The 16372-nt window shown below is 36.0% G+C and carries 9 protein-coding genes; 7 read left to right on the top strand and 2 right to left on the bottom strand.

Annotation, left to right across the window (positions count from 1 at the left end):
- Positions 1 to 308 precede the first annotated feature (308 nt).
- Positions 309 to 1016 carry an alpha-ketoglutarate-dependent dioxygenase AlkB family protein gene (locus ASG22_RS18375; protein WP_238586948.1) on the top strand — a complete coding sequence of 236 codons (708 nt, stop codon included), beginning with the start codon at positions 309 to 311 and terminating at the stop codon, positions 1014 to 1016.
- 258 nt (positions 1017 to 1274) lie between these two features.
- Here ASG22_RS18375 and ASG22_RS18370 read toward each other — a convergent pair whose 3' ends face one another.
- Positions 1275 to 3011, bottom strand: a complete 1737-nt coding sequence (locus ASG22_RS18370; RefSeq protein ID WP_055987785.1) for a RagB/SusD family nutrient uptake outer membrane protein — start codon at positions 3009 to 3011, stop codon at positions 1275 to 1277.
- A 22-nt stretch (positions 3012 to 3033) separates the two neighbouring features.
- The gene (locus ASG22_RS18365; protein ID WP_055987783.1) at positions 3034 to 5799 is read right to left on the bottom strand and encodes a SusC/RagA family TonB-linked outer membrane protein; all 2766 of its coding nucleotides are present in this window, start codon (positions 5797 to 5799) and stop codon (positions 3034 to 3036) included.
- A 281-nt stretch (positions 5800 to 6080) separates the two neighbouring features.
- Between ASG22_RS18365 and ASG22_RS18360 the strand changes: the two genes are divergently transcribed.
- The 6 genes from ASG22_RS18360 to ASG22_RS18335 all read left to right on the top strand — a co-directional run bounded on the left by ASG22_RS18360 (position 6081) and on the right by ASG22_RS18335 (position 16366).
- Positions 6081 to 7208 (top strand): alkaline phosphatase, encoded by a 1128-nt coding sequence (locus ASG22_RS18360; protein ID WP_055987782.1) that lies wholly within the window; start codon positions 6081 to 6083, stop codon positions 7206 to 7208.
- The gene (locus tag ASG22_RS18355; protein WP_238586947.1) at positions 7209 to 8996 is read left to right on the top strand and encodes an alkaline phosphatase; all 1788 of its coding nucleotides are present in this window, start codon (positions 7209 to 7211) and stop codon (positions 8994 to 8996) included.
- 741 nt (positions 8997 to 9737) lie between these two features.
- Positions 9738 to 10463 carry an NUDIX hydrolase gene (locus ASG22_RS18350; protein ID WP_055987780.1) on the top strand — a complete coding sequence of 242 codons (726 nt, stop codon included), beginning with the start codon at positions 9738 to 9740 and terminating at the stop codon, positions 10461 to 10463.
- Positions 10464 to 10478: 15 nt separating this feature from the next.
- Positions 10479 to 11963, top strand: a complete 1485-nt coding sequence (locus ASG22_RS18345; protein ID WP_055987778.1) for a xylulokinase — start codon at positions 10479 to 10481, stop codon at positions 11961 to 11963.
- Between the two features lie 107 nt (positions 11964 to 12070).
- Entirely contained in the window at positions 12071 to 13399 is a 1329-nt protein-coding gene (gene xylA, locus ASG22_RS18340; protein WP_055987776.1) for a xylose isomerase, read from the top strand.
- 93 nt (positions 13400 to 13492) lie between these two features.
- On the top strand, positions 13493 to 16366 hold the full coding sequence (locus tag ASG22_RS18335; protein WP_055987774.1) for a SusC/RagA family TonB-linked outer membrane protein: 2874 nt from the start codon (positions 13493 to 13495) through the stop codon (positions 16364 to 16366).
- Positions 16367 to 16372 lie beyond the last annotated feature (6 nt).

Here is a 16372-nt window from a genome sequence, read left to right as displayed (position 1 = left end):
TAATAGCTAAATGTTAAAAAGGATTATTAATTCAGAAAAATAGGGGGGATTGTTGCTTTTAAACGGTCTCTTTTTGCTATATATTGATTTTAGAAAAACTATATAAATCATCATTCAGTAATGAAATTTTGAAGAGATTCTAATATTACATAATAATAATAATAATAATAATAATAATAATAATAATAATAATAATAATAATAACTGTTTTAGAATGGTTAATTTTTGTAATATGAATAAGGATTATTACTTTTATAATAGCAATTCAGGCTTTTTCAACCGAAACAAGCTTAAAAATTTCGGAAAACTTGATTTATAATCATAAAAAACTTCCCCGAAAGGAAGCTAAAAACATAAATGATGAAAAATTCCCATTAAATGGGATTTATTTTAAAAATATAATGGGACAGCTGAGTTTATTTGAAGCAGAAGAGTTTTATGAATTTCCAAAAGATCTTTTGGAATATAAGGAGCATTTCCTGAGTAGGGAAGAAGCTGATACACTTAAAGATACACTTTTACATAATGTTTTATGGGAACAGCATACCCAGAAAATGTATGATAAAGAAATTCTGACTCCCCGCCTGACCGCTTGGTTTGGTGATGATAAAGAATCTTACGAATCAGCAGATAATAATATATCAACCACTAATCCTTGGACTCCGGAATTATTATCTCTAAAAGTAAGGATTGAGAAAGAATTTGGTTATCAATTCAATGGAGTATTGCTTAATCTTTACCGGGATAACAATGATTCGGTTGCGTGGCACAGAGATAAAGAAAGCCGTTACGGAAAGCGTCCTGTAATAGCGTCAATAAGTTTAGGGGAAACCCGGAACTTTGATTTCAGAAAAAAAGATCATCATCAAAGCAAGTACAGTCTGCCGCTTCCGCATGGCTCATTGCTTATAATGAAGGGTGACCTTCAACAGTATTGGGAACATCGTATTGCTAAATCAGCCAAACCTATGAAACCACGAATCAATCTTACGTTCCGACTCATTAAAAATGAGTAAATATATTTCAAAAATAATATAGAAAAATTTACCAATAAGGTTAAGAATACGGATGTACTTTAATAGGTGGTGGAAGAGACAGTCGAGGTCAGCCTTACATTGTGTCAGTGACTACAGACTCTATAAATCCTTTATTTCTGATATTAGAAGTTAAATTCTATGAGGAAATTAACGGAGAATCTTGTATTCCTGAAAGTATCTATAGCCAAAAAAACTGCCGATTGTGTCGGCAGTTTTATGAAAGTATAGTAAAAAATATTAATAGCCTGAGTTCTGAACCAGATAACCGGGAGCACTTGATGCTCCATCAATGGCAGACTGCGGAATAGGGAAAAGCCTTTTTCTTACATCTGCGTTGGTTTTTGAAGTATAAGCATCTTCATAGTGTCCGAAACGAATCATATCTGTTCTTCTGGAATATTCCCAGTAGAATTCAAAACCTCTTTCTCTATAAAGTGTATTGAGATTAATTGAAGGTAAAGCTGCAGGAGTTACGGAAGGTCTTGCTGTTCTGGAAGCTCTTACGAGGTTTACGTCTGCTAAAGCCGCTGCTGCATTGCCTTTTCTTAACTGGGCTTCAGCACGCATCAAATAAATATCGGCGAAACGTAAAAGCACAATATCTGCATTTCCTCTGTTTCTCCCGGTATCAGATGTTCTGCTGAACTGGTATTTTGAAACTCTGTACCCATCCGTATAATCTTTGTTATTTGGATTTTCAAGATCGATTTCTAAGGTGTGATTTACATAACTAACATATCCATTTCTCTGTTCGATGATCGGATAGATTTTATATTTTCCGCTCTCCATCTTGAAAGGTTGTCCGTTTGATGCATTTCGCAATCCCCATTGGATTCCTCTCTGAATTCCTCTGTTGATTTCGTAAGTAGCGCCGTCTACCAGAAAATAATGATCAGAATCATTAGCAGGAGTAACTCCGGTTAAATTCTGTAAATTGGCAGGAACCGTAAAATTTTCTTTATAAAATCGAGCGTCTGCCTGTGCGGGATCTGTACTTCCGTAAGCCTGTACCCAGGTTTGATAAAAATCAGAAGTAATGGCTGGTCCGTCTGTTCCATTGGCTTTCGGGAAAGCGGCTAATGGATATTGACTTCCAGATAATGACCAATAACCTAATCTGTTGTGAGACGTGTTAAGATCCTGACGTTGGTCAATGGCAAAAATTAACTCTTTATTCGTGTGATTGTTATCATCAAAGATGGCAAAATATTCAGGAGATAAAGTAAATTTTCCACTGTTGATGACTTTATTGGTATATTCAATCACCTTATCCATATCCGTTGCTGAGAAAACGGGTGTTCCGTAAGGATCTCTGTAAACGGCTGCGTTAAGATAAAGTTGTGCTAAAAATCCGTTTACCGCTGCCTGAGACATTCTTCCTGGACCTTTTGTATTATCAAGATCATTTACGACAGCAAGAAATTCACTTTCGATATAGCTGATAGCTTCCTGCTTTCTTAGAATCTGAGAATTCTCACCCGCATTATCTTTTTTGAATGCAATTCCCCAATAATCAAGCATTAACATATTGTAATACGCTCTCAATGCACGCATTTCAGAAAGTGCTTTTGCAGCGTTTGGATCTGTTGAAACTAAGGGTTGCAGTTTGTCGATAGCAGTAACGGTTCTGGAAAGCATCAGTCTGAATGCATCCCATGTCTGCTGTACAACAACATTGGTAGTTGTGGTCGTGTGCTGGTGAAGTTCAATATATTTTCCGCCGTCGTACCAGTCATTTCCGCTTCCTCTTGGAGGTAAAATAGCCTGATCTGAACTGATTAACTGAAGCCCATAATTTTTTGTATGGGTAAATGCATCAGGAAGCGGACCGTAAGCTGGCGCAAGTACCGATTCTACAACATTTTCTGCCTGTACTTGTAGCGATTCATCAATCACTTGTTCTGAAAGGTCTGTACATCCCGTGGCAACCAGAGCACTCAAACTTAGTATAGAAATTAAAAATTTATTTTTCATTGTTTTCTTTTTTAATGATTAATTAAAAGGCTACGTTTACACCGAATACGAAGCTTCTGGCTTTAGGATAAGTGGCATAGTCGATACCGAATGACTGGATTCCTCCTTGAGAAAGACCGGTGTTGATTTCCGGATCAAACCCTGAATATTTAGTGATAACAAAGACATTCTGAGCTGTTACAGAGAATCTGATGTTTCTGATGTGTTCACCGATTCCTAAGATTCTAGGGTTAAGATTGTATCCTAGCGTTGCATTATTAAGTCTGAAGAAATCTCCTTTTTCAAGGTATCTCGTAGAGATAACATTGGTGTTGTTAACGCTTTCATTAGGAAATTGGGTGGCAACATCTGTGGTGTTCTGTGAAATACCTAATCTTCCTCGTGAAAATAGAGTAGAAGCGGTATTGTTGTAAATCATATTTCCGGCAACTCCGTTGAAATTTAATCCTAAATCGAAATTTTTATAAGCTGCTTTTAAGTATAAATTATAAGTAAAATCCGGCAATGCACTTCCGGCAGCTACTCTGTCATTGTCTGTAATAATCCCGTCACCGTCTACATCTCTGAAAATATTGGTTCCGTTTGCATTTAATCCTAAAAATTCTCTTACATAAAAAGTCCCGATAGGCTGATCATTAATATATCCGTTAATTACTGCATTCGTAGTTCCGGGACCCTGTGCCTCACCGGTAGAAATTACCCGGTAAGGAGAATGTTTTACTTTATTTCTAATGAATGAAGTATTACCTCCGATGCTGTAGGTAAATGCTTTATTAGGATCACTGTTGTAGTTTAAAGATATTTCATAACCTACATTATTAATGGTCATGTTAGGGATATTCTTCCACATAGTAGGAGCCGGCTCAATAGGGTCTACAGGGTTAATTTCCATCAAAATATTGTCAGAAACTTTTCTGAAGAAATCTACACTACCTGTTAATCGGTTATTCAAGACTCCGAAATCTAAACCGATATTGGTTTGCGTCGTAACTTCCCATTGAAGATCAGGATTATCCACTCTTACCAAATACACACCTACAGGATAATTTCCGCTGTCATTTAGAGGATAAGTTGCCTGTGCAGTTCCGTTAGAATCAGATTTATAGCTTCTCTTGGTGATTTTACTTGGAATTTCCTGATTTCCTGTTTTTCCCCAGCTTGCTCTTAGTTTCAAATTGCTAATAGCGCTTACATTGGCAAGGAAGTCTTCTTTACTGATATTCCATCCTGCCGCTACTGACGGAAAAATCCCGTAACGGTTATTTTCTCCGAATTTTGATGATCCGTCTGCTCTTAAAGTCGCTGTTAAAAGATATTTATCATTATAATCATAATTCACTCTTCCAAACCACGATTGTAATTCGTTTTTATTGGCAGTAATTGATGTTGTTGAATTGTTTTTTCCAGCAGCTGGAATTTGATATTGTGGTTCAATACCGTTGATTGGGAAGTTTTCGTAATACCATCCTCGTGAAACAAGCATCAATCTTTGGTAAGAATGTCCTGCCAATACATTAAAATGATGATTGTTCAGTTTAAATTTATACGTTAACGTATTCTCAACAAGCGTATTGTTATTAGAGAAATTATTCAGATTTAAATTTCCGATTTCTAATGGAATGGCATGAGGTATATTTTGAATAATCCTGTCTGCCGAAGAATAATCTACGCCTAAGTTTAATTTATAAGTTAAACCTTTAATAATTTCTACTGAAGGAGAAAAATTAGCTAAAATTCGGTTATTATTGGTGAGATCTTTATAAATCTCCTGACGGATAAGCGGATTGAAGGAACCGTTATTGAAAACAGCCGTTGGAGAACCGTTGGTGTATGCAGGATAAGTAGGATTCCAGGTAAGCATATTGGAAACCATACTGGTAACGCTTGGTCTGTTATTTTCTGTTCTGGTTCCGTTTAAGTTGAAATCGATATTTACTCTGCCGTCAAAAGCTTTCTGTGAAACATTGACACGCCCGGAGTATCTTTTCAGATTACTGTTATATAAAATACCCTCCTGATCTTCATATCCTAAGGCTGCATAATAATTGGAATTTTCTGTGGCTCCCGATGCTGAGAAATTAACATTCTTAGAAACGGCTGTTCTCGTTAATTCATCCTGCCAATCAGTATTTCCTCCCATATCATCCAGTTTTCCGCCGATTGCAGTCACTTGTTTTCTGAATTCGTCTGCACTGAAAACATCCATTTTATTCGAAAGACTGGAAATCGTCAGATTGGATGAAAGGTTCATTTGAGTTCTTCCTTTTTTACCTTTTTTAGTGGTAATAACAATAACTCCATTGGCTCCTCTTGCTCCGTAAATTGCCGCAGCAGAAGCATCTTTCAAAACATCTACCGATTCAATATCCTGAGGATTGATGAAGTTCATCGGGTTATTGGCGACTCCGGTATTGCTGTTATCGATTACAAAACCATCGATTACGTACAACGGAGTAGTCCCCGAACGTAAACTTCCAACCCCTCTGATTACAATATTCTGGTTAGCTCCCGGCTCCCCACTTACATTGGCAACATTTACCCCGGCAACTTTTCCCTGCAACAACTGTCCTACATTGGCAACAAGACCTTTGTTAAAATCTTCACTTTTTACAGAACCTACGGATCCGGTAACATCAGACTTTTTCTGAGATCCGTATCCGATCATGACAACTTCTTCAATATCTTTGAGCTTGTCGTCACTCTTGATGGTGTCGGATTCTTTTTTTTGTGCAAATGTTAAACTGACACAACTCATCAGAACAGTTGGCACGAGGTAAATACGCTTCATTCCTTAATTATTTTGGTGCAAAATTAGCCTCAATAAAACCCAAGTTCCGTTAATTTACCGTTAAGTAACTTCTTTTTAAAATTAATAAAATGTAAATTTTTTTGCGAAAAATTAAATTTAGGTAAAATTAATGTTAAATGGTTTTGCTTAATTGCTTGTTAGTAAGGTAGAATACTGTTAATATTGGTTTTTCGTATTTTGAACTCTACTTTTTGCTTTGATATAATGCATAATTTTGCCCGTTGTTTTTGAAATCATTAATTATTAAAATAATAATCATTATGAATTATATTTATAAAAGCCTTAATTTTAGGAGTGTTGCTGTTCTTTTCATGCTTCTTTTCGAATCATTAATCTCTGCCCAAACACAAAAACCAATCAATGTCATTTTCATGATCGGAGACGGAATGGGCGTGTCGCAGGTAACTTCTGCATTTTATTTCGGCAATGGAACTCCGAATTTTCAGAATTTTAAATACGTTGGTCTTTCAGAAACTTCCTGCACCAGCGACAGGATTACAGATTCGGCAGCGGGGGCAACAGCTTTGTCAACAGGACAGAAAACTTACAAGAGAGCCATTGGTGTAGACAAAGATTCTCTTTCAATTCCTACAATTTTAGAACAGCTTCAGGATAAAGGATATAAAACAGGGTTAGTAAGCTTAACGAGTATTACTCATGCAACTCCGGCAGCATATTATGCTCACGTAAAAGACCGCGATCTTCATGAAGATATTGCTTTAGATTTTATAAAATCTGATGTTGATTTTGCTGCGGGTGGAGGATTAAAATTTTTCAATAAAAGAAAAGATAAAAAAGACTTGCTGAAGGAATTAACAAAGAAAAATTATAGAATAGATACGGTTTCACTTTCAAAACCTGTGGTAGGAAAAAGAAATTTATATCTGATGGCACAGGACGAATTACCTAATAAAGTGCAGGGACGAAAAGATTTCCTTCCTGAAGCTACTCAAGTTGCGTTGGATTTTCTTTCTCAAAAGAATCAGCCGTTTTTTCTAATGGTGGAAGGTTCGTTCATCGATTGGGGCGGTCATGCCAACGATGCTAAAATGATGGTAGAAGAAGTTCTCGATTTTGACAAAACAATTGGTGTCGTAATGGATTTTATTAAGAAAAATCCAAACACATTATTGGTGGTTACGGCAGACCACGAAACGGGCGGGGCGAGCATCGGAAAATTCATGGAAAAAGATCCTAAAAGCGGAAAAATGAAAGAAGTTAAAGATAAAGTTCAAATTAATTTTATTGATGGGCAGCATACCGCAGCTTTGGTTCCGGTTTTTGCGATGGGTAAAGGTGAAGAGTTATTTTCAGGAGTGTATCCAAATAACACAATCTATCACAAATTGATGGAAGCTTTAAAAAAATCAGGAGTTAATATAAAGTAAATGAGTATGTTTTTAAGTCTGAAAAAAATAAATATTGTCGTTGCATTAACGGTTGGAAGTTTAGCATTTTCGCAAAATTATTCTGCGCATTCACACAACGATTACGAACAAAAAGTTCCTTTCTGGTATGCATTGGGAGCAGGTGCAAAGTCTATTGAAGCCGATGTTTACCTTGTTGATAATGAGCTATATGTTTCGCATGAACAAAAAGATATTCAGAAGCAAAAGACTTTTGATAATTTGTATTTAAAATCCATTGAAAAAGCTTTGGAATTTGGCATTATCAAAGATCAGCCGATTCAGATTTTAATTGATCTGAAAACTGAAGGAGAATCTACCTTAAAAAAGATCGTTTCCGAGATTTCAAAATATCCTGAAATTACGGCTTCAAAAAATGTAAGTTTTATTATTTCCGGAAATAAACCGTCTCCGGAAAAATTTTTGGTATATCCTGATTTTATAAAATTCGATTATCAGTCATTGCAAAATCTTACACCGCAACAATGGCAGAAAATTGGTTTGGTCAGTTTAAATTTTAAGGATTATTCTGTCTGGAATGGAAAGGGCGGTCTGGCTGTAGAAGATCTTCCAAAAGTTACGGAAGTCATTGAAAAAGCAAAATCTTTTAACAAGCCGTTCAGGTTTTGGGGAATTCCGGACGGTAAAACTTCGTGGGAATTTTTTGCACATGCGGGAGTAGATTACATCAATACCGATCATCCGAAAGAATGTGCAGAATATCTTAAAACTCTTGAGCAGCGAACTTTCAAAAATACTTTAACCAGCGAAGTTTATCAGCCTAAATTTTTATATGAAAATAAAAATATTCCAGTAAAAAATGTGATTCTTCTTATCGGTGACGGAAACGGCCTTTCGCAGATTTCGTCTTCGGTTTTGGCTAATAAAGGACAATTGACTTTAACTCAGCTTAAAAATATCGGATTAATCAAAACGACATCAGCCGATAATTTCACTACCGATTCCGCAGCCGGGGCCAGCGCTTTTGCAACGGGAAAGAAAACCAACAATCGGTTTATCGGAGTAGATCCATCCGGAAAAATAATCCCGAATATGACTGAGATTCTTTCTGAAAAAGGTTTCAATACAGGAGTTATCACAACCGACGAAATTGTTGGGGCTACGCCTTCTGCATTCTATGCCCATCAAAAAGACAGAGGAATGGAAAAGGAAATTGCGGGAGATTTAATAAAATCAAAGCTAATTTTTTTTGCAGCGGGAGGAAAATCTAAAGTTTCAGGGTTGAATAATTTTAAAATTGCAGAAAATCCTAAAGAAATTGCAGAAAATAAAGCAGATCATCTGGCGTATTACTTTTCTGATAATGGTGTCCCGCAAGTTGTAAAAGGTCGTGGAAATCTTCTCGCAGAAACGGTAGAAAGTGGACTTGAGTTTCTAAAAAGTAAGAAAAAACCCTTTTTTATCATGATCGAAGGAGCACAAATCGATAGTGGAGGTCACGCCAATAATGTTGGAACGATTTTAACTGAGGGAATCGATTTTGATAGGGCAATTACGAAAGCCATTCAGTTTGCAGATCAAAATCCGGGAACTTTGGTCGTTATCACCGCAGACCATGAAACGGGAGGTTTCAGTATTCCACATGGAGATATGGCAACAAGCACTATAGAAGGAGATTTCACAACAGATGATCATTCAGCAACGTTGATTCCTGTGTTTTCTTACGGTTCCGGTTCTGAAAACTTTATCGGAGTGTATGAAAATAACGAAATTTTCCATAAAATATTAAAGTCTCTAAAAATAAAATAATTGGAGTTGAGCCTACTATTATTTGATTTTAAAAAATATCGTCGTTCAAATGGATGGCGATATTTTATTGTAGACCAAGACAAAATTATCTTAAAACAAATTAGGCTGGGGTAAGTTAACAGCGAATTATTTACCTTATTAGGATGCTTTTTGCCGATATCATGAAGTCATATTCTATTAATTATTAGTTTTATCATTGTATTTAATTATAGCTTTTTATAGGGAAATAGTTAATATAAAGTCTTTGAAATCAACCATTAAAGATAGAAAATCTATTTTTCGATAAAGCTTTTTAATGAAGAATAGATTCTTTGTTTTTAAGGAATAGTGTTTATTCCTAAAATTCTTTATTAAAATGAAAAATGAATTAAAATATAATAAGTAATGACCTATTTTGGTGAAAATTTATTAAGATATTTTAGGTTTTATATACGCAAAAACTCTAATTATTAACTTTTTGATAATAAATATTCCTTAATTTCATTACAAATGTTATCATATACCATAATTTAACTAAAATTAATTTATTAAGTGTTTTATCAACATTTAATGTGTTTGATATTAGACAATTGAGTATCTATATTCATTAAAATAATGATAACCTTATCATAAAAACAATACAATTCTTATCATAAAAAATCGTTATGTAACCAGTTGATATTTAATATATAATGTGATTTTATTTTTTTATATCAATTGAATTTTTATATTTGTCATGTTACGTAAATGTTAACGTTGGTTATGACTCCAGATTTTATACATACATATGTTTCGGTAGACTGTGTTATTTTTGGGTTCGACTTAGATAATAAGTTGAATATACTGTTGGTTCAGCGTCATTCTGATGAATCGCCTGCAGAAGTGCATAGAAAATTGCCTGGCAGCTTGATTTTTAGCAATGAAGATGTTAATGATGCTGCCAGCAGAGTACTGTATGAGCTTACAGGAATAAAAAAAATGATCCTGAAACAATTTAAATGCTATGCCGACCCAATGCGTTCTAGCAATCAGAATGATATTAAATGGATGGGCAAAGAGTACAAACATAATATCGACAGGATCATAACCGTTGCTTATCTATCTCTATGTAAAATTGATCATAAAATCAACAGTTCAAAATACAGCAATGCCGATTGGTATCCGATTGATAAAATACCTTCTCTGCCTTTTGATCATAATATCATCATACAGGAGTCTCTTGTTGAAATCAGAAGATGGATAGAAATTGATTTTACAATTGTTTTCGAATTGCTACCTAAAAAATTTACCATCAGACAATTGTATCAGTTGTATTGTGCATTGAGCGAAAAAAAGATAGATATTAAAAATTTCCATAAAAAAGTTTCTTCGTTCAGCTTCATCATACCATTAGACGAAATTGAAGAAAATGTCTCACATCGTGCTGCAAGATTTTACAAATTTGATGGGAAGGCTTACAAAAAAAATAATTCAAAATTAATTAAATAAATCATTTTCAATACTATGTATTTATTAGGATACGATATAGGGAGTTCTTCTGTGAAAGTTTGTCTTGTAGAGGCATCAAGTGGGAAGGTAGTGGCTTCTGATTTTTCACCAAAAAAAGAGATGAAAATCATTGCCGAACAACCTGGTTGGGCTGAGCAAAATCCTTCAGATTGGTGGACGAATTTGAAACTTGCCCATGAATCGGTAATGTCTCAGTCAGGAATACATCCTGAAGATATCAAAGGTATCGGAATAACCTGGCAAATGCATGGTTTGATATTGGTGGATAAAGATCAGAACCTTTTAAGACCTTCTATTATCTGGTGCGACAGCCGTGCTGTAGAATATGGTGAGAAAGCTTTTAAGGAAATCGGAGAAGAAAAATGTTTATCACATTTATTAAATTCACCGGGCAATTTCACCGCTTCAAAACTAGCTTGGGTAAAGGAACATGAGCCGGAAATTTTCGATAAGATAGATAAAATAATGCTTCCAGGAGATTACATTGCCATGAGACTTTCAGGAGAAATCGGAATGACGGTTGAAGGTTTATCGGAAGGAATTTTCTGGGATTTTAAAAACAATTGTATTTCAGAAGATGTCATCAATTATTTTGGTATTCCAAAAAGCTTTTTCCCGGAAATCATACCCACTTTCGGAATTCAGGCAACGGTTTCTGCAACAGCAGCTCAGGAATTAGGATTGAAAGAAGGAACGCCAATCTCTTATCGTGCCGGAGATCAGCCAAATAATGCATTATCACTGAATGTTTTCAATCCGGGAGAAATTGCCTCCACGGCGGGAACCTCAGGGGTTGTATATGGAGTGCTGGATCAGATTGAATATGATGATTTATCAAGAGTAAATACATTTGCTCATGTAAATCACACTGAAGAATTAACAAGACTGGGCGTTTTACTTTGCATTAACGGAACAGGAATTCTGAATTCCTGGTTAAAACATAACTTTGCCACTTCATTATCATCTTACGGAGAGATGAACGATTTGGCTTCGCTTTCACCGGTTGGTGCAAAAGGATTGAGCATTATTCCTTTCGGAAACGGTGCAGAAAGAGTGCTGGAAAATAAAGAAACCAACTGTTCTATTCACGGGATTAATTTCAATATTCATTTAAAAGGCGATATTTTACGTGCAGCGCAGGAAGGAATAGTATTTTCTTACGAATATGGAATGAATATCATGAGAAACATCGGGATGGATATTCAGGTAATTCGTGCCGGAAATGCCAATATGTTTTTAAGTTCAATTTTCAGGAAATCACTTGCAGGCGTAAGCAATGCTGTAATTGAGCTTTATGATACAGACGGAGCAGTGGGAGCAGCCAGAGCTGCGGGAATGGGAATCGGATTCTATGCAAATTCTAAAGAAGCTTTTGCTTCGCTTGAAAGAATTGCAGTGATAGAGCCACAATTAGAAAAACGAGAACAATATCTTGAAGCCTATTCAAGATGGAAACAGCATCTTAACAAAATAGTATAACCTTACCAACATACAGTTTTTATTATGCTTACTGGCCTTTTTAGATCGGTGAGGATGTAATTCTTACACCTAATTTTAATAGTAAATAAAAATTAAAACAAATATATATGAACACTTTAACGGGTACAAAAGAGTTTTTTACAGGTATCGATAAGATTCAGTTTGAAGGAAAAGAAAGCAGGAATCCAATGGCATTCCGCTACTATGATGCAGAAAGAATCATCATGGGAAAACCAATGAAAGACTGGACGAAATTTGCGATGGCTTGGTGGCACACGCTTTGTGCAAACGGAAGCGATCCATTCGGAGGACCTACTATTCACCATCCTTGGGATATCGGGAATGATGCAGTTTCAAGAGCCATGCACAAAATGGATGCAGGTTTTGAATTTATGTCTAAAATGGGCTTCAACTATTACTGTTTTCACGATATTGATTTGGTAGATCCTGCCAACAACTGGAAAGAATACGAGAAAAATCTTCAGACAGTGGTAGACTATGCCAAACAAAAACAAGCTGAAACAGGAATTAAACTTCTTTGGGGAACGGCAAATGTTTTCACACACGAAAGATACATGAACGGAGCTTCTACCAACCCTAATTTTGATGTGTTGGCTTGCGCCGGAACTCAGGTTAAAAATTCTATTGATGCAACAATTGCTCTTGGAGGCGAAAACTACGTATTCTGGGGTGGAAGAGAAGGTTATATGAGCCTTTTAAACACAGATATGAAGCGTGAAAAAGACCATTTGGCACGTTTCCTTTCGATATCGAGAGATTATGCGCGTCAGCAAGGTTTTACAGGAACTTTCCTGATTGAGCCAAAACCAATGGAACCTACAAAACACCAATACGACTACGATTCTGAAACAGTAATCGGATTCTTGAGACATTACGGATTAGATAAAGATTTTAAATTAAATATCGAAGTAAATCATGCAACTTTGGCTGGTCACACATTCGAGCACGAACTTCAGGTGGCTGTAGATGCAGGACTTTTAGGAAGTATTGATGCCAACAGAGGAGATTATCAAAATGGTTGGGATACAGACCAGTTCCCGGTAGATTATTATGATATGGTTCAGGCTTGGTTAGTACTTCTTCCGGCTGGCGGTTTAGGAAATGGAGGAGTGAACTTCGATGCTAAAATCAGAAGAAATTCTACTGATGCTGAAGATTTATTTATTTCTCATATTTCAGGAATGGATGTTTTTGCTAAAGGACTTTTAGCCGCCGCAGATATCCTTGAAAATTCTGATTACAATAAATTAAGAACCAACCGTTACGCTTCTTTCGACAACGGAAACGGAAAAGCCTTCGAGGAAGGTTCTCTTACATTGGAAGATCTTCAGAGAATTGCCCACGAAATTCGCGAACCTCAACCAAAAAGCGGAAAGCAGGAACTGTTTGAAGCTATTGTGAATATGTATATCTAAAAAAAGTAGAAGGCTGTTAAACAATAAGGATTTTTAAGAATTACTATCTACAGCCTTTTTTATTTTCAACCCTAATATTAAAAAATAATAATTATGAACCGATTTTATTTTGGCAGTAATAAAGCAGCATTGTTTTTTGCGATGGCTTTATTGCCTTCAGCCATGGTTTATTCCCAGGTTAAAAAAGATACGGTAACAAAAGAGAAGAAGATAGATGAAGTGGTTGTTATTGGATATGGTACTCAACGAAAAGAAGCTGTAACGGGATCTGTCGCAACCGTAAAAGGGGATGTTCTTCGTGAAGTACCTTCAGCAAACATCACTCAGGCGCTTCAAGGAAGAACAGCGGGGGTAGATATTTCTCAGACTTCATCAAAACCGGGCGCTGCCATGCAGATCAGAATCAGAGGAGCGAGATCTTTAACAGGAACTAATGATCCCTTGATTGTTTTAGACGGTATTCCATTCGTAGGATCATTGGGGGATATTAGTTCTAATGACATTAAAAGTATAGATATCTTGAAAGATGCTTCTGCAACAGCCATTTATGGTTCAAGAGGTGCTAATGGAGTTATTTTAGTAACTACCAATAGAGGATCTAAAGGACAAAAACCAAGATTCAGCTATAATTCATTTACAGGAGTTCAGACATTGTTCTCAAGATATCCTATGATGGATGGTCCTAAATTGGCAAAACTTAGAGTTGATGCCGGAAATATTTATGGATTAGGAACAGATGAAACGTTGGGTACCAATACAGACTGGCAAAAATTGTATTACAAACCGGCTATGATTACGAGCCATGATGTGGGAGTTTCCGGAGGAACAGAAGGAGGTAATTATAACGTAGGTTTATCCTATTTTAAACAAGATGCTCTAATCCCAATTCAGAATTATGAAAGATTTGCATTAAGAATTGGTTTGGATCAGCAGGTTGGTAAAAGTTTTAAATTCGGATTTACAACCAATACAAACTATACCGTATCTGAAGGAAACGGCGTATCGGGAGCACCAACATTAGGTTACTCTCCTTTAGCCAATCCTTATAATTCCGATGGTAGTTTTAAAAGAACAATGAGTACTGCGTCGAATGTTGATCAATCTTGGATTTATGTAAGAAAGACCCTTGAAAATCTGGGTGATAAATATGTGGATGAAAGCAAAGGTTTTTCTTCATACAATAATATATACGGAGAAGTAAGCTTGCCTATTACTGGTTTGAAATACAGATTGAATGTCGGATTAGATTATCTTACTTCCAATAGCGGAAACTATGCAGGGGTAGGTGTATTTAATGTAAATGCAGCAGCGCCTTCCAGTGCTGGAAAAGGAAATAATCAGACTTACCACTGGACTTTAGAGAATTTATTGACTTACGATAGAACTTTCGGTAAGCATAAAATTAATGCAGTTGCTCTATATTCGGCAGAAGGAAATAGGTATATCAGCTCTTACATGAGTGCAAAAAATGTACCTGCAGACTTTTTCCAATATTATAATCTGGGACAATCACCACAGGCCGATATATCTGTAAAACCTGAAGATCAGATTTATCTGCAAAGAGGACTCTTGTCTTATATGGGTCGTGCCATGTACACATATGATAATAAGTATATGATTACGGCTACACTCCGTGCAGATGGTGCATCTGTTTTAGCTCCTGGTAATAAGTGGCATACGTATCCTGCTATATCCTTAGGTTGGAATCTGGCTAGTGAATCTTTCATGCAGAGCATGAAATTTATTAACCAATTTAAACTAAGATACGGATGGGGACAAACTTCCAATCAGGCGGTTGCTCCCTATACAACATTAGGATCTTTGCAGGTAACTCCTTATAATTTTGGATCTTCAAACACAACAGGAGTTTATATATTAACTGCGCCAAATACTGGTTTGGGATGGGAGTATTCTAAAACCAATAACTTCGGAGTTGATTTTGGCTTATTTAATAATAGAATTACGGGAACAGTAGAATATTATAGAACCAAAACTGAGAAAGTTTTAGCTGATACAAGACTTCCGATTTCAGGTGGTATTGATAGAGTAACTAATAACATAGGACAAATAGAAAATAAAGGCTGGGAAGTTTCACTTAACGGTAGTATCATAAATAATCCGGATGGTTTTAGCTGGGATGCAGGTATAAACTGGTATGCCAACAGAAATCAGATTTTAGCCTTATCTTCAGGAACAACACGTGATGAAATTAACAATTGGTTTGTAGGGCATAATATTAACGCTATATACGATTATCAAAATATTGGTTTGTGGCAACAAGGTGATCCATATCTTAATACATTGGAGCCAGGTGGTAACGTGGGTATGATTAAAGTTCTTTACACCGGAGGTTACAATGCAGATGGTACTCCTGTAAGAGCAATAAATGCAACCGACAGACAAATTATTGATACAGCTCCAGACTGGCAAGGTGGTTTTAATATGAAATTTTCTTATAAAAACTTTGAGCTGAGTACAGTAGGTGCATTTCAACATGGCGGAGTTTTAATTAGTTCTATTTATGGCTCGTCAGGTTATCTTAATAGATTGACAGGAAGAGGTAATAACGTAGATGTAGATTATTGGACAGCAGATAATCCCAATGTAAGATATCCAAAGCCAGGAGGTATGATGAGTGGAGACAACCCAAAATATGGCTCTACACTTGCTTATTTCGATGGATCATATCTTAAACTAAGAACAATAACGCTTGGTTATAATGTCAGTAAAGAATTTTTGAATGATCTGAAGTTGAATAGTTTTAGAATTTATGTCACAGTGACTAACCCTCTTGTTCTGTTCTCTCCTTATCATAAAGAATCCGGAATGGATCCGGAACCGAATTCTTACGGTAACCAGAATCAGGCGGTAAATAGCAGTCTTCCTTATAACAGCCGTCAGCTGATTATAGGAGCTAATAATCCGTCTACGCGTAATTATCTAATGGGAATCAATTTATCTTTTTAAATTACA

Origin of the sequence: Chryseobacterium sp. Leaf405 (genome assembly GCF_001425355.1) — a bacterium.
Classification (GTDB): domain Bacteria; phylum Bacteroidota; class Bacteroidia; order Flavobacteriales; family Weeksellaceae; genus Chryseobacterium.
The sequence above is the reverse complement of the archived record's forward strand: the minus strand, read 5'-3'. Positions and strand labels throughout refer to the sequence as shown.